Annotated in this window: 17 protein-coding genes; all 17 read right to left on the bottom strand. The window is 62.8% G+C overall.

Going from position 1 to position 20606, the window contains the following annotated elements:
- Positions 1–91: 91 nt before the first annotated feature.
- On the bottom strand, positions 92–1054 hold the full coding sequence (gene nrdF / locus ACFPB1_RS16930; RefSeq protein WP_379227284.1) for a class 1b ribonucleoside-diphosphate reductase subunit beta: 963 nt from the start codon (positions 1052–1054) through the stop codon (positions 92–94).
- A gap of 41 nt (positions 1055–1095) precedes the next feature.
- Positions 1096–3180, bottom strand: a complete 2085-nt coding sequence (gene nrdE, locus ACFPB1_RS16925; RefSeq protein WP_379227283.1) for a class 1b ribonucleoside-diphosphate reductase subunit alpha — start codon at positions 3178–3180, stop codon at positions 1096–1098.
- Positions 3167–3526, bottom strand: a complete 360-nt coding sequence (gene nrdI / locus ACFPB1_RS16920) for a class Ib ribonucleoside-diphosphate reductase assembly flavoprotein NrdI (RefSeq protein WP_379227282.1) — start codon at positions 3524–3526, stop codon at positions 3167–3169. Before nrdI ends, nrdE begins: the two co-directional genes overlap by 14 nt.
- Positions 3527–3716: 190 nt before the next feature.
- Positions 3717–4706 carry a glycoside hydrolase family 43 protein gene (locus ACFPB1_RS16915; protein WP_379227281.1) on the bottom strand — a complete coding sequence of 330 codons (990 nt, stop codon included), beginning with the start codon at positions 4704–4706 and terminating at the stop codon, positions 3717–3719.
- 38 nt (positions 4707–4744) lie between these two features.
- Positions 4745–5611: a carbohydrate ABC transporter permease gene (locus ACFPB1_RS16910; RefSeq protein WP_379227312.1), complete on the bottom strand. Its 867-nt coding sequence runs from the start codon at positions 5609–5611 to the stop codon at positions 4745–4747.
- Between the two features lie 37 nt (positions 5612–5648).
- Complete coding sequence (locus ACFPB1_RS16905) at positions 5649–6530, bottom strand: carbohydrate ABC transporter permease (protein ID WP_379227280.1); 882 nt, start codon at positions 6528–6530, stop codon at positions 5649–5651.
- Between the two features lie 94 nt (positions 6531–6624).
- Positions 6625–7986 carry an extracellular solute-binding protein gene (locus tag ACFPB1_RS16900; RefSeq protein WP_379227279.1) on the bottom strand — a complete coding sequence of 454 codons (1362 nt, stop codon included), beginning with the start codon at positions 7984–7986 and terminating at the stop codon, positions 6625–6627.
- Between the two features lie 141 nt (positions 7987–8127).
- The gene (locus ACFPB1_RS16895) at positions 8128–8931 is read right to left on the bottom strand and encodes a response regulator transcription factor (RefSeq protein ID WP_379227278.1); all 804 of its coding nucleotides are present in this window, start codon (positions 8929–8931) and stop codon (positions 8128–8130) included.
- A complete protein-coding gene (locus tag ACFPB1_RS16890) occupies positions 8928–10688 on the bottom strand; it encodes a sensor histidine kinase (RefSeq protein ID WP_379227277.1) in 1761 nt (586 codons plus the stop codon). The genes ACFPB1_RS16895 and ACFPB1_RS16890 overlap by 4 nt, the downstream gene beginning before the upstream one ends.
- 450 nt (positions 10689–11138) lie before the next feature.
- Positions 11139–11798 (bottom strand): SGNH/GDSL hydrolase family protein, encoded by a 660-nt coding sequence (locus ACFPB1_RS16885; protein ID WP_379227276.1) that lies wholly within the window; start codon positions 11796–11798, stop codon positions 11139–11141.
- Positions 11799–11911: 113 nt separating this feature from the next.
- Entirely contained in the window at positions 11912–13591 is a 1680-nt protein-coding gene (locus tag ACFPB1_RS16880; protein ID WP_379227275.1) for a hypothetical protein, read from the bottom strand.
- Positions 13592–13675: 84 nt separating this feature from the next.
- Positions 13676–14554 carry a carbohydrate ABC transporter permease gene (locus ACFPB1_RS16875; protein WP_379227274.1) on the bottom strand — a complete coding sequence of 293 codons (879 nt, stop codon included), beginning with the start codon at positions 14552–14554 and terminating at the stop codon, positions 13676–13678.
- A 13-nt stretch (positions 14555–14567) separates the two neighbouring features.
- On the bottom strand, positions 14568–15497 hold the full coding sequence (locus ACFPB1_RS16870; RefSeq protein WP_379227273.1) for an ABC transporter permease: 930 nt from the start codon (positions 15495–15497) through the stop codon (positions 14568–14570).
- A gap of 243 nt (positions 15498–15740) precedes the next feature.
- Positions 15741–17390, bottom strand: a complete 1650-nt coding sequence (locus tag ACFPB1_RS16865) for a response regulator (RefSeq protein WP_379227272.1) — start codon at positions 17388–17390, stop codon at positions 15741–15743.
- Positions 17383–19191 (bottom strand): cache domain-containing sensor histidine kinase, encoded by a 1809-nt coding sequence (locus ACFPB1_RS16860; RefSeq protein WP_379227271.1) that lies wholly within the window; start codon positions 19189–19191, stop codon positions 17383–17385. The genes ACFPB1_RS16865 and ACFPB1_RS16860 overlap by 8 nt, the downstream gene beginning before the upstream one ends.
- A 240-nt stretch (positions 19192–19431) precedes the next feature.
- On the bottom strand, positions 19432–20163 hold the full coding sequence (locus ACFPB1_RS16855; RefSeq protein WP_379227270.1) for a GDSL-type esterase/lipase family protein: 732 nt from the start codon (positions 20161–20163) through the stop codon (positions 19432–19434).
- A gap of 181 nt (positions 20164–20344) precedes the next feature.
- Positions 20345–20554, bottom strand: a complete 210-nt coding sequence (locus ACFPB1_RS16850) for a small, acid-soluble spore protein, alpha/beta type (protein WP_379227269.1) — start codon at positions 20552–20554, stop codon at positions 20345–20347.
- Positions 20555–20606 lie beyond the last annotated feature (52 nt).

Raw genomic sequence — 20606 nt, 5'->3', positions numbered from 1 at the left:
AAGATCGGATGAAACTTCGCGCGCCCTCGGCGAAAAACTCCCGCGGCCGCCGCGGGAGTCCATCACCGTTCCGTTCCCCTTCCAACGCTCTTCATTCAAACACGAAATCCGCATCGCCCAAGGGCTCGACGTGAATCGTCCGGACGTAGCCGTTCCCCTTCTTGGAGAAGAAATCGTGCTGCTTCGTCTTCGTGCTGATGCCGTTGAAGACGATCGGGTTAATCTCCTCGTCCGGGAAAACGGGCTCGAGGCCGAGGTTCATCAGCGCCTTGTTGGCGTTGTAGCGCACGAACGTCTTCACCTCGTCGACCAGGCCGATTCCGCCGTACAATTCCTCGGTATAGCGCATTTCGTTGTCGTGCAGCTCCCGCAGCAGGCCGAGCAGCTCATCCTGCGCTTGCTGCCGCTCCTCCTCGCGGAGCGCTGCGAACGTCTCCTGCGCGAGCACGCCGACGTAGACGCCGTGGATGCTCTCGTCCCGCAGGATCAGGTCGATGATCTCGCCGCTGCTCGTCATCTTCCCCTGACCCGCGAGGTAGAGGGGATAGAAGAAGCCGCTGTAGAACAAGTAGCTTTCCAGCAGCACGGAAGCCGCCATCGCGAGATAGAGGCTCTTGCCCGGCGCGATCGCGCGGTAATACCCGGCAATCCGCTCCGCCTTCGCCTGAAGGCGCGGATTCTCTTCCACCCAGCGGAACACGGCATCGATCTCCTCCGTCGAAGCGAGCGTCGTGAAGATGCTGCTGTACGACTTGGCGTGAATCTGCTCCATCATCCCCATGAACCCGAGCACGGCTTTGCGCTGCAGGCCTTCGACATGCTCGAGAATCTTCGGCATGCCGACGCCGCCCTGCACGGTGTCGAGCAGCGTCAGGCCGCCGAGCGCCTTCATGTACGCCTCGCGCTCCGCCGCGCTCAGCTCGATCCAGGACATTTTGTCGTCGGACAGCGGAATTTCGTCGTCGGTCCAAAACTGCATAATATTTTGATTCCAAAACTGGCTCGTGAAATCGTCGTCCGGGCGATTCCAATTCACGGCTTTCATGGCACACATGGCGGCTCTTCTCCCTTATTACGCGCGTATGGCTTCACCGGTCAGACGGCGCAGCTGATGCAATTCTCGACGGACAGCATGTTCGTCCGCGTATAGTAGAGCGACTTCAGCCCCTTCTTGGCGGCATAGACGTAGTACCGGGACAGCTCCCGCGTGGAGACGTCGCTGTTGACGTGCAGGATCGTCGAGATGCCTTGGTCGACGTGCGTTTGAATTTCGGCGATCAGGTCGATCACCTTGAACTGATTCATCTGATAGGCCGACTTATAGTAGAACAGATTGACCTTGCTGAGGAACGGCATCGGGTAATACGTCGTGGCATTCGCGTACGCCCGCGTCTCGATCGGCTCGACGATCGGCATGACGCTGCTCGTCGCGTTCTGCACGTACGAGATGCTCTGCGTCGGCGCAATCGCGAGCCGGTACGCGTGGTAGAGGCCGTGCCGCGCCACGTCCGCCTTCAGCCGCTCCCAGTCCGCGGGGGACGGAATCGCGATGTCCGCGAAGAGCGCCCGCACCTTCTCCGTCTCCGGCCGGTAGTCCGTCTTCAGGTAGCGCTCGAAGTACGCGCCGCTGGCGTAATCCGACTGATCGAAGCCGGCGAACGTTCGGCCCGTCCGGCGGGCGATCTCCATGCTGCATTCCAGCGAATGATAGTTCACCGTCATGAAGAATGTCCGCGCGAAATCGAGCGCTTCCGGGCTCTCGTAGGCGATGCGGTTCTTGGCCAGGTAGCCGTGCAGGTTCATCGCGCCGAGGCCGACCGAGTGCAGCTCGCCGTTCGCCTTCGCCACGCCCGGTGCGTTCTCGATCCGCGTCATGTCCGTGACGGCCGTCAGCGCGAGCATGCCTTCGTGCACCGACTCGCGGATCTTGCCGAGCGCCATCACGTTCGCGATGTTGAGCGACGCGAGATTGCAGCTGATGTCGCGGCGGATGACGTCCGCTTGCCCGTAATCGCCGATCTCGGACGTCTCCTGGAGTTGGAAAATTTCCGTGCACAGGTTCGACATCTTGATCATGCCGATGCCGCGCAGCGCGTGCGCCCGGTTCGCATTGGACCGGTTCATGATGTACGGATAGCCGGATTCCAGCTGGATCGTGGCGATCTTGGTCAGCATGTCCCGCGCGCTCAGCACCGCCTTCTTCTTCACGCGGTCGTCGGCGAGCAGCGTCTCGTATATCTCGTCCATGTCCATGTCGTCGAGATGCGTCCCGTACGCCTTCAGCACCGAATGCGGCCCGAACACGTGCAGCTTCTCGTTGCGCTCGGCGAGCTCGTAGAATTTGTTCGGCACGATGAGGCCGATCGACAGCGTCTTCAGCCGCGTCTTCTCGTCCGCGTTGATCTTCTTGCTGTCCAGAAACTCCATGACGTCCCAGCCGAAAATGTTGTAGTAGCCCGCGCCCGAGCCTTTGCGCTGCCCCATCTGGTCGGCGTACGAGAACGCGTCCTCCATCAGCTTCAGCACCGGCATGATGCCCTTGGCTGCGCCCTCGACGCCCTTGATCGGTTCGCCGCGGCCGCGCAGCTTCGACAGATTGACGGCGACGCCGCCGCCGATCTTGGACAGCTGCATGCACGTGGCGAGCACGTAGTTGATGGAATTGAGCGAATCGTCCATCTCGAGCAGGAAGCACGAGACCAGCTCGCCGCGGCGGCTCTTGCCCGCATTCAGGAACGTCGGCGTCGCCGGCTGGACGCGCTGCTCCATCATCGCGAGCGCCAGTTTCCGCGCGGCCTCGGCGTCCCCGCGGCCCAGATGCAGCGCGACGATCGCGACGCGGTCCGGGTAATGCTCGAGGTACAGCGACTTGTCGTCGCTCTTCATCGCGTAATCGGTATAGAACTTCGAAGCGGCCATGTACGATTCGAAGCGGAACGGATACCCGTGCGTCAGCGCGAACACCTCGTCGACGGCCTGCGCCGAATAATCCCGGTAGACGTCCTCGTAATAATCGTGATCGATCATATAGCGCAGCTTGTCCGCCGTGGACGCGAAGCTCAGGCTGCGGCTCCGTGCTTCCGCCATGAACGCGTCGACGGCCTCGCGGTCTTTATCCAGCCGGAAGAATCCGTCCTCGCCGCGCTGCATCAACAAATTGTTCAGCTCAATGTGCCGCAAGCGCGCTCACCTCCCGTACGAAGCATTCGACGTCCTTCGCCGTGCCCGCCAGCTCGAACTTGCTTACCACGGGCACGCCATACTTCCGCGATATCTCGTCCGCGCTCTTGGCGAACCGGTCCCCCCAGTTGCGGTTGCCGCTCGCCGAGACGCCGACCAGGTGCCGGTGGTTGCGCTCGAGGAAGGTCATGACCTTGTCCGGCGCGCCGCCGAACCCCGTCGTGTAGGTAACGAGAACGAACGGGCCGTCGAGCATGGTGGACGCCTCGATCTGCACGGCGGGAAGGTCGGTCTTCTGGATGAATCGCTTCACGTTGCCCGTTCGGGAATCATAGGCGATGATCATGGCTGGCAGCTCCTTTTCGATCGATATTCGCTAGTAGAATCAATATATAGGGTGTAGAACTATAATTTATATCAATATATAGTACTTGTCAAACTTTTAAATCACCGCGTTCGTTGGCTGTGACACGAAAAAAAACGCAGCCGCCGGGGCTGCGTTTCATAGGCTTGGCGCGAGACCGCGCCGTGGCGCGTCAGGCGTAAGGATCGATCGTCGCGATCGTGCCGTCGTCGATATAATGAAGCTCCACGAACTTGACGCTGCGCTTGTGGTCGACGCCGCCGGACAAGGAGGCGTCGTGATAGAACAGGTACCACTTGTCCCGGTACTGCACGATCGAATGGTGCGTGGTCCAGCCGAGGACCGGCGTCAGGATCGTGCCCTTGAACACGAACGGTCCGAGCGGGTTGTCGCTCACTGCGTACACGATCTTATGCGTCGTCCCCGTCGAGTAGGATAGGTAGTACCGCCCCTCGTGCTTGTGCATCCACGGTCCTTCGAAGTAGCGGCGCTCTTCGTCGCCGGCCTTGATCGGCGTCCCGTCCTCGTCCGAGATGCGAATCTCGGCCGGGGCCGAGCGGAACGACAGCAGGTCGCCGTTCAGCTCCGCGGCCCGCGGGCCGAGGGCGGGCGCCGCCGCGTCTGGGCCGGCGGCGTCCGGGACGTATTCGCCCGTCTGCCATTTCTCCAGTTGGCCGCCCCACAGGCCGCCAAAGTACATGTACGCCCGGCCGTCGTCGTCGACGAATACGGCGGGATCGATGCTGAAGCTGCCCGGGATGTATGCCGGCTCCGCGCAGAACGGACCGTCCGGCGAATCGCCCGTCGCGACGCCGATGCGGAAGATTCCGTCATGGTCCCGCGCCGGGAAGAAGAGGTAATAACGGCCGTTCTTGAACGCCGCGTCCGGCGCCCACATTTGCTTCGACGCCCACGGGACGTCGCGGACGTGAAGCGCCTCGCCATGGTCGGTGCAGACGGTCAACGCTTCGTCGAAGGACAGCACGTGGTAGTCCTCCATCGCGTACTGGTCGCCGTTGTCGTTGGTCGGGCCGTCGTGGTCGATATCGTGCGACGGATAGACGTACAGCTTGCCTTCGAAGACGTGCGCGGACGGATCCGCCGTGTAGAGATGCGTGACGATCGGTTCGTTCGGCACGATCGGCTTGCGCGAATCGGACATGCGGCTCTCTCTCCTCTATGCGTGAAATGGAACCTGCCTCAGCCTTTCACGGATCCGGCGGCAATGCCTTCGACGATCCGGTTGCTGAGCAGGAAGAACAGGACCAGGATCGGCAAAACGCTGATCATGAGCGTCGCGCCGATCGCGCCCCAGTTCGTCGAATATTGCCCGACGAAATTCTGGATGCCGACGGTCAGCGTCTTTTTGCCGTCCGAGCTTAGAAAGGTGTTGACGAAGATGAACTCGTTCCAGTTGTAGATCATGTTGATGATGGCGGCCGTCACGCTGACAGATACGGTCATCGGCAGGATGATCCGGAAGAACATCCGGTTCACGCTGCAGCCGTCCATGACCGCCGCTTCCTCCACCTCGCGCGGAAGCGCGTAGTAGAAACCGATCAGGATCATGATCGTCAGCGGCAAGTTGAACGCGACGTACGACAGCACGATGCTAAGCTGCGAGTCTTTCAGGTGAATCGACTTGAACAGGCTGAACAGCGGAATGAGCGTCGAATGGACCGGAATCATCATGCCGACCATGAACAGCCCGAGCACCGCCTTATGCAGCTTCCACTTCATCCGCGTCATCGCAAACGTGACGAAGTTGGCGAGCAGGATCGTGCAGACGACGGACGCCGCCGTGATCCAGATGCTGTTCAGAAAATAGCGCCCGATCTTGCCCTGCTCCCATACCGTGGCGTAATTGCTCCAGTGCAGCTGCTTCGGTACGGCGAACGGCGCCCGGTTGAAGATCTCCTGGTTGTTCTTCAGCGAGAACAGCAGCAGCCAGAGCAGGGGCAGCAGCTGCAGCACCGCCGTGACGGCAAGCGCGGCGTACAGGATGCCGTAGCCGATCGTCCTGCCGATCGGTCTCGATGGGACGCCCGCCTCGGGACGGGGTCGAATTGCGGTCGTGATGCCGGTCAAGGGAATCGCCTCCTGCTCAAGAATATTGAATCGTGTCTTTGGCCGCCGTCGCGCGCCGGATGACCCAGGTGGCCGCCAGGCAGATGACGAGCAGGAAGAAGCCGATCGCACTGCCGTAACCGAAGTCGAATTCCTTGAACGCTTTGTGGTACATATAGGAGGCCATCACTTCGCTCGCCTGGTTTGGTCCGCCGTCCGTCATGACGTAGATCAGGTCGAAATATTTCAGCGAGCCGACGACAGCCAGCACGACGGTCACCTTGAGGACCTCGGCGATCAGCGGAAGCTTGATCCGCAGCGTGACCTGCAGCGAGGTCGCCCCGTCGATTCTGGCCGCTTCCTCGAGCGAAGCGGGGATGTTTTTCAACGCCGCGTAGTAGATGAGAATGTAGAAGCCCGCGAACTGCCACAGAATCGGAATGAAGATCGCGTACAGCACGAGACGCGGGTCAGCCAGCCAGCTGGGCGTGTTCTCCACGCCGAGCTTCTCGAGGATGCCGTTCAGGATGCCGTTCGTCGGATGGTATACCTTCTGCCACAGCTGGGCGATGGCGACCGAGGACAGCAGCATCGGGAGCAGGTAAATTTTGCGGAGCAGGTTGGCGCCCCGGATCTTGCCGGAGAGCAGCAGCGCGACCGCCAGGTACAGGGCCAAGCAGAGCGTCGAGAGCAGCGCGAACAGCAGCGAATGGTACGTGCTGTGCCAGAACACGCTATCGCGCATGAGCGTCTTGTAGTTGTCCAAGCCGATAAAGTCCGGCTTGCCGATGCCGTTCCACGCCATCAAGCCGTAATAGCCGGTCAGCACGATCGGCACGTAGATGATCGCGAGCAGCAGGAACAAGGACGGCAGGACGTACAAGGCGATGATGCGTTTGTTGGACATGACCGTATTCATGGTTCGTCATAGCCTCCCCGCAGGGCCAGCCGGACGGACGGGCATCGCCGCGGCATGCGGCGCGCCCGTCTTCCGGCCGAGGGCCCGGATGCGATTATTTGCCCGCCTTAAGGGCGTCGTCCTGCTTCTGGATGAATTCCTGCGGCGTCACGGCCTTGCCTAGCAGCGCCTGCACGAGGTTATGATGCGCGTCGGAAGCGCCCGGCTTCATCTGCGTGTCGAGGTACAGCGTCACCTTGCTCGCTTGGTTCAATTCGTTCAGCAGGTCGATGAACATCTGCGGCAGCTTGACCGTCGACGTGTCGACCTTCGTGGCTGGGATGACGCCCGCGTCCGTAACGGAATGCTCGCCCCACTTCTGCACGAAGAAGCTGACGAATTTCTTCGCTTCGTCGACGTGCTTGGAATTCTGGGACACGAACAGGCCCACGCCCGGTCCGCCGACCCAATCGTCCACGCTGCCTTTGCCGCCGTCGACCGTCGGGAACTTGAAGTAGCCGATCTTATCCTTGAACGCCTGCGGCACGTCCGCCGAGGTCGTGTAGTTCGGCACTTCCCAGGTGCCCATCGCGAACATCGCCGCCTGCTCGTTCATGAAGAGCGACTTCGCTTCGTCGTTGGACAGGCCGTTATAGCCCTTCACGAACGCGTTCATGTTCACGAGCTCCTGCGCCTGCTTGGCCGCTTCGAGCAGGGACGGATCGGTGAAGTCATTGCCCGCGACGGCCTTGTCCATCACATCCGGTCCGCCGATGCGGTCCGCCAGGTACATGTACCAGAACGAGGACGGCCAGGCGTCCTTGCCGCCGAGCGTGATCGGCGTCACTTTGTTGTCGCTCAGCGTCTTGATGATCGTCTTCAGCTCGTCCAGCGTCTTTGGCGGCTTAAGGTCGTATTTGGCGAAAATGTCCTTGTTGTAATACACCGGCACGATGTTCAGCTCGACCGGAAGCGCGTACGTCTTGCCGCCGAAGGCATAGGCTTCCGTCGTGCCAGCGACGAATTTATCCTTCAGCTCGCCCTGCAGGAGATCGTCCACGGGCGCGAACATGTTGCCGTTCACGTACGGATCCATGAAGCCGGCCGCCCACGTGAAGCCGACGTCGGGCAGGTCGTTCGAGGCGGACAGCACCTTCAGCTTGCTCTTGTACTGCTCGTTCTCGAGCACCTCCGTCGTGATCGTCACGTTCGGGTTCGCTTCCTCGTATTCCTTGATGATTGCGGTGACCATCTTGTTTTGCGCGGAGTTGCTGCCGTCCGGCCACAGATGCATCATTTTGAGCGTGATTTTCTCGTCTGTGCCGGCGTTAGCGGCTCCGGCGCTCGCCGCGTTCGCGTCATTGCCGCCGTTCGCGGATTGGTTGCCGGCGTTGCCGCCCGAGCCGCTGCCGCAAGCGGTTGCAACAAGCAGCAGCGCGGTCATCAAGGTGCCGAGTGAAATGATATTGCGCTTCATGAACGAATTCCCCCTTAAACGGTTGCGAAGGATGTATGCGCTTTCCTTCTAACTAAAGTGTATCATCGGCGCCCAAGAGGGATAAGGGCACGGCGTTTGGCTAAACTTCCACTTTTTTTGGATGTTCCGTCCGAATCTGCCTTAAGGTCCGCTGTCCGGCTCCGCTTGCTGCATCCCGCTCCGGAATTGCCCCGGGCTCACGTTCTCGTATTCCTTGAACACCTTGTTGAAGTATTTCGCCGTCTGGTAGCCGACGCGCTCGGCGATTTCGGCGACGGGCAGGCTCGTCGCGAGCAGCAGCTCCTTCGCCTTGTGCAGCCTCCGGCGGGCGACGTATTCGCTGAACGTCATGCCGCTCTGCTCTTTGAAGAGCGCGCTGAAATAGCTCCCGTTCAGGTGGATGGTGTCGGCGACCTCCTTCAGGCCGACGGCATCGCCGATATGCGCGTCGACGTACCGCATGGCGGCGCGGACCGGTTCGCTTAAGACAGCCTCCCCGTCCGCCACGTCCAGGAGCCGCGGATCGGCCAGCTTCCGCATCAGCCCGAGCCGGTTGCGCTCCTCGCCCGCCTTCAGCGCCTCCTCCACCGCCGCGATCAGCTTCTCCCGGCTGACCGGCTTCAGCAAATAATTGACGACCGACAGCTGGATCGCCTGCTGGGCGTATTCGAACTCGGCATGGCCAGAGACGAGGATGACCGGCGGGCGGCGCGGCAGCGGCGACGCGTTCATCCGCTCGACGAGGCCGAGGCCGCCGATTTCCGGCATGCGGATGTCCGTGATCATCAGATCCACGGCCTGCTCCTCCAGCAGGCGAAGCGCGGCCGCGCCGTTATCCGCGGTCAGCAGCTCGCACTGCCCCGCCGCCCAGCGGCCCAGCATTTTTTTCATCCCTTCCCGCGACCGCGGCTCGTCGTCGACGATTAGAATGGTCCGGATTTTCATGACGCGCTCCCCCTATTCGCAGGAATCCGGACGCTGACGCGCGTGCCGGCTCCCTTATGGCTGCGGATAACGAGCCGCGGCATCCGCTCGTCCTCGCCGCCGAAGTACAGCTTCAGCCGGCGCTGCACGTTGGCGATGCCGACCCCCGAGTTCTTGGACGAGGGCACGGTCCCGCGCGCCAAGCCGTCGATGACGCGCCGCAGCTGCGTCTCGTCCATGCCGGCGCCGTCGTCCTCCACCGCGATGACGATCTCATCCCCGTCGCGCGCGACCGACACGTCGACGCGCCCGGGGCCGATGCGGCTCTCGAGGCCGTGCAGGATGGCGTTCTCCACGAGCGGCTGCAGCAGCAGCTTCGGCAGCTGCGCGTCCGCGAGCTCCGGCGGGGCGTCGATCCGCCAGGCGAGCCGGTCCTCGAACCGCATCTTCATGATCAGCAGGTACCGCTCGATATGGTCGAGCTCGTCGCGCAGCGCGACCCATTCGTCCTTGTTCGGCCCGGTGATCGTGTACCGGAACAAGTCCGACATCGCGACGACGTACGACGCCAGCTTGTCCTCGTCCTTGTCCAGCAGCGACCAGTACAGCGCGTCGAGCGTGTTGAACAGGAAGTGCGGATGGATCTGCGCCTGCAGCGCCTTCAGCTCCGTGCGGCTTTGCGACAGCTCCTTCTCGTACACGAGCTGGATCAGCTCGTTGATGTTGCCGACCATCTGGTTGTACGAATGGTTCAGCTCCTTGATTTCGATCGTCGACGACACGGATTCCGTCGGCTTCAGCACCCCGAGGCGCGTGCCCCGCATCGTCTTGATCAGCCGGAACACCGGCCGGGTGATCATCGTCGAGAGGAAGAAAGAGAACAGCGCGAACAGGAGCGTGCCGGCGCACGCCGAGACGACGAGCGTCGTCCGCACGACCGAGATCCCCTTCGTGATCGTATCGACCGGCGTCAGAATCAGCAGCGTCCAGCCGGTGACGGACGACCGCTGCTTGACGAGCACGAACGACCGGCTGCCGATCGCGACCGTCTGATCGTTCGAGGCCGTCAGCCCCGCGGCCTCCGCCTGCGAGACCGCATCGTCGTTCGACGCGATCAGCTGCCCGTCGCCGGCGATCAGCAGCATCGTCTCCGCCTGCGCATCTCCCGACAGCGGATCCTTCAGCGCGAACTTGCCGCGGTCGGTGCGGATGAGCAGGTAGCCGCCCGTGGAGAAATATTGGTCCACGAGGCTGATGCGCCGCATCGCAAGCAGCGACGACGGGTCGGACGGATCGATGCCGAACCAGACGATGCCGCCCTTCTTCGCCGTCGTCTGCGCGATCCAATCCTCGCTTACCTTGTCGCCGAGATTGCCGCCGTCGAGCGGGTACAGCCGTTCTCCGTCCTTGTTGTACAGCTCCACGGATTTGATGCCGTCCGTGTACATCTGAACGAGGTTGATGATCGGCGGCAGCGCCTGCCGCTCGGCGAATGTAGACGGCTTGCCGTGCATTTCCTTCAGGAGCAGCTGCTGGACGTAGCCGTTCGTCGAGACGAGCGTCGTCAGCGAATCGATCTGGTCGAGCACGCTTTCCAGCCGGCCGTTCGCCTGCACCGCGGTCTGCCGGATATGCTTCTCGGCGTTATTCTTCAGCAGCTCCGATACCGCATTAAACGTAATGCCGCCGACGAACGCCAGGATGATGAGCATGATGAACAAGAAGCCGAGCAGCATCTGATTGCGCAGCGTATTCAGTTTCGACAGCCTCGGCCACATGCGCGCCAACCATCCTTTCTACTTCCCGCGCCAATGGCCCGTCGCTTTCGGGCTTGTCCCGATCGGACAGGTGTAAGCGGTTTCGCATCTCCTACCATAACATGACTTCGAGGCGAAGGGAATATGAGATGTCAGGTAAAAGCGGCGCGGCGGGCGGCCTCCTGGCGAATGCGCCGATAGCCGCCGTGCATAGCGCCCAAGTCAAGGCCGAGCATGCGTAAAAGGCCGCCCCGTCGGGCGGCCTTCCTGAATCATGCTTTGTTCGAACCGTGCCTTGTACGAATATGCCGTGTTCGATTCCGTTACTATGCGCTTACTGCCCTCATTGCGGAATGCCCGGATAGCGTCCCGCCGTCTCGCCGAACTGCCAGGTTCGTATCGTTCCGCCGTTCCCCCGCATGGCCGCGCGGCCGCGCGGGGGGGGGCTAGCTCACGCTAAGCTCCGCCCTGCTAAGCCCCGCCCCGCTCCCGCGGACGGAATGCCGTGACATCCAGCCATTGGCGCGCGATCAGCTCGTGGCCGGCCGCCGTCGGGTGAATGCCGTCCCAGATCCAATGCGCCGCGGGCGCCCGCCGGCACGCGTCGTCGAACAACGCCTGGAGCGGCACGAACGTCGCCCCGTGCTCGCGGGCGAGCTCCCCGACCGCGCGCCGGTACTCCGCCAGCTTCGCCGACCAGGCGTCCCACCGCTCCGCAACGCCGCCGGTCCGCAGCGCGAACGGCTCGAGCAGCACGAGCCGCGCGTCCGGCAGCGCCGCCCGCGTCTCCTCCAGCAGATGGCCGTACGCCCGCCGGAACCGGTCGCTCGCGCCGCGGGGATCTCCGTTCACGATATGGTACGCATCGTTGACGCCGACCAGGATGCTGATGAGATCCGGCCGCACGGCGATCGCGTCTTCGTTCCAGCGCGCGTACAAGTCGGACGCGCGGTCGCCGCTGACGCCGCGGTTCACGACCTCCGGCGCGTCCGCGCCATATTCCAGCCCCAGCTTGCCCGCGATCTGGAAGACGTAGCCGTGGCCCAATAGATGATTGGGATCGCTCGTTCGGCCGCGGGCACCGTCCGTGATGGAATCGCCGATGAACAACAGCGTCTGCCTATCGGTCATGCGCGCCTCTCCTCCTTCTTGCCATTCGTTCTTGCTCTTGCTCTTGCTCGTACGGTCAGCAGCGCCGAACGGGCCGCCGGCATGCGGCGGCCCGTCCCCGTGGCCGTGTCCGATTATTGAAGGCCCTTCTTCTTCAGATCGTCCAGGTGGCGCTGGTACATCACTTTCTCGACCTTCTCTGCGCCGACTTGATCCATCTGCTTCAGGAAGCCGTTGTAGGCCGCGTCGAATTCGGCGTCGGTCTTGGAGAGGATCAGCTTCGGAATCGTCTTGTTCCACAGATCCTTGACCTTCGCGTTGATCGTGCCTTCCGGCGTGGAGCCGTCCGGCTCGAGGTTCTCCATGCCGAGCGAATAGTCGTCGAAGTTGTATTTCTCGAGCAGCTTGCTCGCCGCGTATTGATCCGGCTGGCTCTCCTTCAGATCGCGCGCCGCCGCGTCGTCCCACGCCTTGCCGGCCCGGAAGAGGAGCGTCGAGTCGCTGAAGCCATACTTCGCGTTGAACGCGGCGTTATCCTTGATGGACAGGTCAAGAATGTCCTGCTTGAATTTCGGCAGGCCGTCGACCATGTCGTACGTCTCGCCTTCCTTGCCATAGCGCATGTCCATCTGGCCTTCGTCCGACCAGGCGTACTCGGCGAACCGGATGATCCGCTCCGGATGTTTCGCGTTCTTCGTCACGAAGAAGCCCTGCCAGCCCATCAAGCGGGACGCCGGATAGCGCGGCTCCTGGCCATTCGCCTTCAAGCCGTCCAGGACGGTGTACGTCTGATCCTTGCCGAGCGTGCTCTCGATCTTCGGATTGTACATCGTGTACATATTGTTCATGTACTGGGACGCGACCGCATACTGAGCGCCGTACAGCTTCTCCTCGTACTGCTCCTGCTTGTAGATGAGCAGCTGCGGATCGAGCAGGCCGTTGCGGCTCAGCTGGCTCATGAAGCGGAAGGCGTCGATGAAGCCTTTGTTGCGCATCGGGTATTCCACGAGCTGCCGGTCGTCCTTGACGCGCTCCTCGAGCAGATGCGGCGAGAACGAATCGATGAGGTACTCCATGGAATTACTGCCGCCGAAGCCGTTCTTGTTGACGTCGAAGAACTCCACGCCGACCGGGCTGACCTTCGGGAACTTCTCCTTCGCCAGTTTAAGCGCGTTCAACAGATCGTCGGTCGTCGCGATCGCCGGGCTGCCGATCGCCTTGTAAATATCGGAGCGGATGAACCACGGCCGCACCGCCACGATCGGCACGCCGCTCGTCAGCCGGTCCTTCGTCTCGTACAGATTCGGCAAGTACCACAGCTTGCCGTCGAACGAATGGTACTTGACCATGTCGGGATCGAGCTGCGCCTTGAACTCCGGCGCGTACTTGTCCATCAGTTCGTCCATGGAATAGACCATGCCGTTCTTGATCAGCTTCGAGACGGCCGGGTTGTTCCAATCGAGCATGATCGTGTCGGGCAGGTCGCCGGATGCGATCATCGTGTTGAGGTAATCGTCGTCGCTGCCGGTCGCGAGCTTCCGGTCGACCGTGACGCCGGTCTTCTCCGTCGCCAGCTTCATCGCGTACTGGTCCTTCCACAGATAATTGGACGCCCAGTTGCCGTAGAAATACTGCGTGAACGTGAACGGCGACGTATCCTGCTTCCACGACGGACCGTCCGCCGTTTGCTGCGCGCTGCCGCCCGCGTTGCCGGCGTTCGCCGCGCCGCTTGCGCCGTCGTTCGAGCCGCAGCCCGTCAGCGCCGTCAGCACGAGCGCGGCGGCGGCCAGGGCCGAGATGCCTTTCTTTTTCATGATGCGACCTCCTCGAATAATGTCTGGCATGACTCAATCTGTATACTTTAAGCGGCCTGAAGCCGGTAAAGCCTGTGGAACGGATCAGCCTTTGACCGAACCGATCATGACGCCCTGCACGAAATATTTCTGCACGAACGGATACGTGAACACGATCGGCAGCGTCGTGATGACCATCGTCGCCAGCTTGAGCGAAGCGGCCGACACCGCGCCGAAGCCGAGCTGGCTCGCCAATTGGCTGACGTTGCTGTTGGAGCTGATGATCTGCATCAGAATCTGCTGCAGCGTCGGCAGCTTGTCGCCGCCGAACAGCATCGCGTCGTACCAGGAGTTCCAGTGGAACACCGCGTTGTACAGCGCGATCGTCGCCAGCACGGGCTTCGAGACCGGCAGCACGAGCTGGAAGAAGATCCGCAGGTCGTTGGCGCCGTCGATCTTGGCCGATTCCTCGATCTCCTTCGGCAGGGCGCGGAAGAACGTCAGCATGATGATCGCGTTGAAGACATTGAAGAGGTTCGGGACGATATAGACGAGAAAATGCCCTTTCAGATGCAGGTATTTCGCGACGACGAGGTAATACGGAATGATGCCGCCGCTGAAATACATCGTGACGATCGCCATCATCAGGAAGAACCTGCGGCCGATCAGCTCGCTCTTCGAGATGCCGTACGCGAACGCGCCGGTGAACAGCACGGCCGCCGCCGTGCCGGCGACTGTGCGGGCGATCGTGACGAGGAAGGCGTGCAGCATGTTCTCGTCCCGGAACACGATGCGGTAATTGTCGACCGAGAACACGCGCGGCCACAGTGTGATGCCGCCGCGGGCGGCGTCGGTCGGGTCGTTGAACGACGTGATGACGATGTTGTAGAACGGGTAGAGCGTAACGATGCAGAGCGCGAGCATCAGCAGCACGTTGAGCGCGTCGAAGGTTCTTCCGCTCCAGCTTCGCGATGAGGTCATCATGCGGTTTCTCCTCCTAGAACAAGCTTTCTTTCGTCAGCTTCCGCGACGAGTAGTTGGCGATGTACATCAGCACGAACGCGACGAGCGACTGGAACAGGCCGATAGCCGTGCCGTACGAGAACCGTCCGGAGACGAGGCCCGTCTTATAGGAATAAACGGCCAGCACGTTCGCGGCATCCTGCGTCATGGAGTTCTGCATCAGGAACATCTGGTCGAAGTTCGAATTCACCAGCCCCCCGATCGAGAGGATCAGCAGGATGATGATCGTCGGCTTGAGCGCCGGCAGCGTAATGTGCCAGACGCGCTGGAAGCGGTTCGCGCCGTCCACGACGGCTGCTTCGTACAGCTGCGGGTCGATGCCCGCGATGGCCGCCAGGTAGATGATGGAGTTCCATCCGATGTTCTTCCAGATCTCGGTCACGACGACCAGCGTCAGGAAGGAGTGCGCGCTGCCCATCAGCATGACATCGCTTCCAATCAGATGCAGCTTGACCAGCAGCTTGCTGATCACCCCCGTCTCCGGATCGAGCAGCGTGTACATGAATCCGACCACGAGCACCCAGGACACGAAGTAGGGCAGGTACGTCAAGCTTTGCACGATGCGCTTGAACCGTTTGAACACGAGTTCGTTCAACAGCAGCGAGAGGATGATCGGCGCGGGAAATCCGAACGCCAGCTTCGCGACGCTGATCGTGAACGTGTTGGTCAGCGATTGCCGGAACGTCGGATCGGCGAACAGCTCGCGGAAGTTGCCGAGCCCGAGCCAGGGGCTGTGGATGAAGCCCTGGAACGGCGTATACTCTTGAAACGCGATGATCACGCCGTACATCGGGACGTAGTTGAACACGATCATCCAGAGGACGGCGGGCAGCGTCAGCAGCATCAGGTAGCGCTGCAGCCAGAGCCTTTTCGCTAGGCTGCTTGAGGGGGAAACACGGTTCATGGTCGACTTCCTTTCGTTGTCGCTTCGTTTGTCGGCATAGTTAATTATAAAAACCGCGCGTCCGCGCGGATATGCAAAAAACGAACGCGGCTATCAGAAACCAACGATTCTTGTAAACGCTCTCGCGCATTGTCCCCCGTCAGCCGCCGAACGGACGAATGTCCCGGCAGCCGATCAGGCCGCCGGGACATTCGCCGCGCCGCCCGTCGCCGGGCGCGCCTTTCCTATCGATGTGATGCCGCGTCAACGCTGCGTCGTCTCCTGGTACTCGCCCGGCGTCATGCCGTACGCCTGCTTGAACAGCGTGCCGAAATACGACGTGTTCGGAATGCCGACCTCCTCGGCGATCGCCGAGACGCGCCGCTTCGTCGTCCGCAGCAGCTCCTCCGCCCGCGCGAGCCGGTATTCCTGGATGAAGGCCAGCGGCGTCCGGCCGGTCTGCCGCTTGAACAGCATGCCGAGGTGGTTCGGAGAGACGAACACCTCGGCGGCCAGATACGCCAGGTTCAGCTCCGTCAGGCCGAACCGCTCCTCGATCAGCCGCTGCGCGCGGCCGACGATGTATTCGTCCTTGCTGTCCCGCTTCTCGTGCAGCCGCGCGGCGATTCGGCGCACGGCCGCGAGGACGCGGCGCTTCATGTCCGCCTGGCGCTCGCAGGCGAGCACCTCGGCCAGGTCGCCCGCGCTGCCCGCCGCCGCGCCTTGGCCGGTCGGCGCGGCGAGCGTCCACAGGCCGTCGAGCAGACCGCCGAGCAAGCCGCCGGCGTACGTCCGGCCGGCGCCGGGATGCGCGGCGACGCAAGCGAACAGCTCGTCCACCGCCGCTTCCGTCCCGCGGTCGTCGCCCGCGCCGAGCTTGTTCCGTATGCGCTTGCACAGCTCCCGGCACGCGCCGGCGAACGCTTCCGCCTGCGGCTCGAACGCGCGCGCCGCCGCCTCCGCTTCCGCGCAGCCGACAGCTTCGGCCGCGCCGGTCCACAGCGCGTGCTTCAGCGCCAGAACCGCGCTGCCGAAGGACGCGCCTGCCGCGGCCAGCGTCTCCGCCGCCGGGCCTTGCCCGACCGCCCATGCGCCGCCGTCCTCGTCGGGGCCGTCCACGTCGGAACCGGCCGGCGCCGCGGCGGCCAGCTTGCGCAGCAGCGGCTCCGCCAGCTCGCGCTGCCGGTCCGCTTCGCCCGCGGCGAGTGCGAACAGCAGCGCGTACTCGGCGCTGCCCGCCTCGCCAGCGGCGCGGACCAGCACCGGGCGTCCGAGCGCCTCCTCCGCCCAATCCTCCAGCGCGTCCGGGTCCGGCGCGCCTGCCGCGGCCGGCGCCCGAAACGACCAGACGACGTACGGCCCATCCGCCGCGCCGGGAAGCCCCGCGCCCGCCGCCAGCGCCGCGCAGACATCCGCTTCCGCCTCGGGTCCGGCCTCCCGGCCCGCGAGCAGCGCCGCGAACGTCTGCTGCAGGGCGGCCCGGCGGCCCGTCTCGTACGTCCGCGCCTTCCGCGCCTCCTCGAGCCGTACCCGGCGCGTCTCCTCGCAGTACCGGATCACCCGCTTCATCGTCGCGAGCAGCTCCTCTTCCTCGATCGGCTTCAGCAGATAATCGACCGCGCGGAACCGCAGCGCGTCGCGGGCGAATTGAAAATCGTCGTAGCCCGTCAGTACGACGATGCTCGCGTCCGGCTGCCGATCCTTGATCAGCCGCGCCATCTCGATGCCGTTCCGGCCCGGCATCTGGATATCGGTGATGACGATGTCCGGCTCCAGCTCGATCGCCCTCTCCAGCCCTTCGATGCCGTCGCAGGCGGTGTCCACGGCGCCGATGCCCATCGCAGCCCAGTCCACGAATTCGACCAGGCCTTCGCGTTCCCACCGTTCGTCCTCGACGATGAGCAGTTTAAACATGATCCGTTCTCCTCCTTGCCGCAAACGTAATGGTCACCACCGTGCCGATGCCCGGCCGGCTGAACAGCGCCAGCGCATGGTCTGCCCCGTAATACGCCTGCAGCCGTTTCGTGATGTTGGCGACGGCATATCCGCTGCCGCGCGAGTCGAGGCGCCGGCCTTCCATAACGTCGCGGATCCGGGGCGCGGCCATCCCGACGCCGTCGTCGACGACCTGCAGCGCGACCCTGTCGCCTTCCAGATAAGCCCTAATAATAATCGTGCCGTGCGCCCGCTTCGGCTCGATGCCGTGGACGAGCGCGTTCTCGACGAGCGGCTGCAAAATGTTTTTGACCGTCGCGAACTCCCGCACCCGGTCGTCGACCTCGAACACGGCGTCGAAGCGGTCCTCGAAACGGAACTTCTGGATGGCCAGGTACGCCTTCACCATGTCGAGCTCGCTCGCGATCGTCGTCTCCGAGCTGCCCTTGTTCAGCACGAGCCGGTAAAACTTCGCGAGCGAATCCGAGATGCGGGCGACCTCCGGCGCCTTCGCCTTGCGCGACACCCAGGAGATCGTCGCCAGCGTGTTGTACAGGAAGTGCGGGTTAATCTGCGCTTCCAGCGCCTTCAGCTCCGCTTCCTTCTCCAGCAGCTCGGACTTGTACACCTTCTCCACGAGATCGTGGATGCGCCCGGTCATATGGTTGAACGTCAGCGCCATCTGCGAAAACTCGTCGTTCCAGACGACCGGCACGGAGACGTCGAGCGAGCCTTCCCGCACCTGCTTCATGGCCTTCAGGAGCGGCTTCATGCGGGAGAGCAGCTTCACGGTCACGAAATAAACGAGCAGGCTGAGCAGCAGCAGCGCCGCGGAGAGGACGACCAGCATCGTGCGGATCGAATGCGTCACCTTCTCGACGACGCCCTTCACGGGGAAGATCCCGACGACCCGCAGGTCCGGGCCGCCGACCGGAATCGAGATGACGATCGACCGTTCCCCGCGCACGGAGACGATCTCGTTCGACCTCGCGTCATCCGGCAGGCCCGATAGACCAACGGTCCCGATCCGCTGCCCGTACGTCCCGGCGATGTTGTCCGACACGATCCGGTCCCCGGCGTCCACGATGAAGACGCTTCCCAAGTGGCCCGAGATGGAGACCTTGAGCGACTTGAACAGCTCCGCCTGCGTCATCTCGATCTCCACCAGGCCGGATATCCCGTAATCGCGGACGGAGAAGATTTTCCGGTTATACGAGAACACGTCCGCCTTCGGGGTCAGCCCCGGCCGTACGAGCAGCAGCATCTCCTTGTGCGTGCCCTGCCATTCCGACTGCGGCGCGGCGTTCGTCAGCAGCGATTGGTAGGCGGCGTCCCCGCGGATCCGGTCCATGGCGTAGAAGCCGTCGTAACCGCCGTACAGCTCCGGAATGGTCGGATTGCGCATATACACGTGGATCGAATGAATATTCGGGTTCTGCCGCATGATGTTGTCGATGATCGGCGCGATGTTGTCGCGATAATCCTGCAGCTGGAAGCTCTCATTGATGAAATCGCTGTCCAGAAACGTCTGGATGCGGGAGTCGAACGCGATGAGCTGCGCGAGGTTCTCGGTCAGCTTCACCTTCTCCTCGATGCTCGCCTTGGTCTGCAGCAGGTTCTGCTCCATGACCGTCTGCGCCTGGGCAATCGCTGACTCCGACGCCTGCCTGTACAGCATGTATCCGGTTACGGAAAGCGATACCAACAAGATCGACACGTAAATGGCGACGAATTTCGAAACGACGCTCCAATTTTGAACGAACCGCGCGAGCCGCATCATGGCGTTTCCATCCTTCCCTGCCCTTCAATACCGATTCATTGTACCACCCGTCCCGGCCGCGGTGAATGGCGAAAATTGGAATGGCGCGCCGCCTCGTTCCCGGCTGCACGTCGCGCTTCGCGACCGGAAACGGCTCGGCCCGGCGGTCGAGCACGGGACGGAACAGCCGCAAAGCGCAAAGAAACCCGCCTTCCGCCGCATGGGGCGTCGGAAAGCGGATTTCATGCCCGCGGCGCTTACTTAGGCTTCTTCGAACCCGAACGTCCGGCCCAGTGCGGCGGCCCAGCGCTCATAGCCCCGCTCCGTCAAGTGGCAGCCGTCGAACGCGATCTCCTGCGGCAGCGTGCCGTCCGCGGCCAGCAGCTCCGGCCCGATGTCGACGAAGACGGCGCCGAGCTCCCTGGCCAGCCCGGCGTACCGCGCGTTGATCTCGCGGATGAGCGCGCGCCGCGGATGGTCCGGCGCTTCCTCGCGCGGGAACACGGCCATCAGGACGATGCGCGCCGCCGGCGCCTTCGCCCGGACGCGCGCGATGATCGCCCGTACGCCGTCAGCGATCTCGTCCGCCGTATTGGCGCGGGCATTGACCGTCTCGCTCGTATTGTTCGTGCCGATGTTGAGCACGACCCATTCGGGCGACAGCCCGTCCAGCTGGCCCTGGTCCAAGCGCCACAGCACATTCTGCGTGCGGTCCCAGCCGAAGCCCAAATTAAGCACCCGGCGGCCGCCGAACAGCGCCGCCCATGCCTCCCCGCTGCCGTGCCGCGATTCCGGCTCCGCCGGACCGCCCCAGAAATGCGTCAGCGAATCCCCGATCAGCACGATATCCGGACGGACCTCGTCCTTCGTCCGCAGCACCCGTTCATGGCGCGCCCACCAGTCGTAGCTGTCTTCCTCCAGCTTCGGCACCGGCACGACCGCCGTATTTACGGCGGTGCCCTCGCCCTTGCTCTCCTCTACCGTCTTGTCCATGCCCGTCATCCTCCCGCGTCGATGTCCTTCGGCCGGCCGCTTGCCTGCCGCCGACCGTTACGGACCTCATTATAACGGACGGAGCCGCCTCCGTCAGCCCTCCCCCGCGAGCTTGGAGCGGCAAACGCAAACAAGCAGGCGCTTCCCAAAGGAAGGGCCTGCTTGTTTGCGTTTGCCGAGCTTAACGGAATTGCGTGCCGCCAAGGCTTTGTTCGGCGATTTGAACCAGTCTGCGCGTGATCGAGCCGCCGATTTTGCCAGCGTTGTACGTCGACAGGTTTCCGTTGTACCCATCCGGAGAAAGCTGAATGCCGAGTTCTTGAGCCACCTCGAATTTGAGCATGTCGAGCGCGTGCGATGCTTGCGGTACCACCAATGTGTTCTTTGCCATTAGTAAAGCCTCCTTTGATTTGGGATTGATGTTAATGTCACCAAATCAAACC

It is taken from the genome of Paenibacillus sp. GCM10023250, from assembly GCF_042653205.1.
Taxonomy (GTDB): Bacteria; Bacillota; Bacilli; order Paenibacillales; family Paenibacillaceae; genus Paenibacillus_Z.
This window is presented reverse-complemented; position numbering and strand designations above follow the sequence as displayed.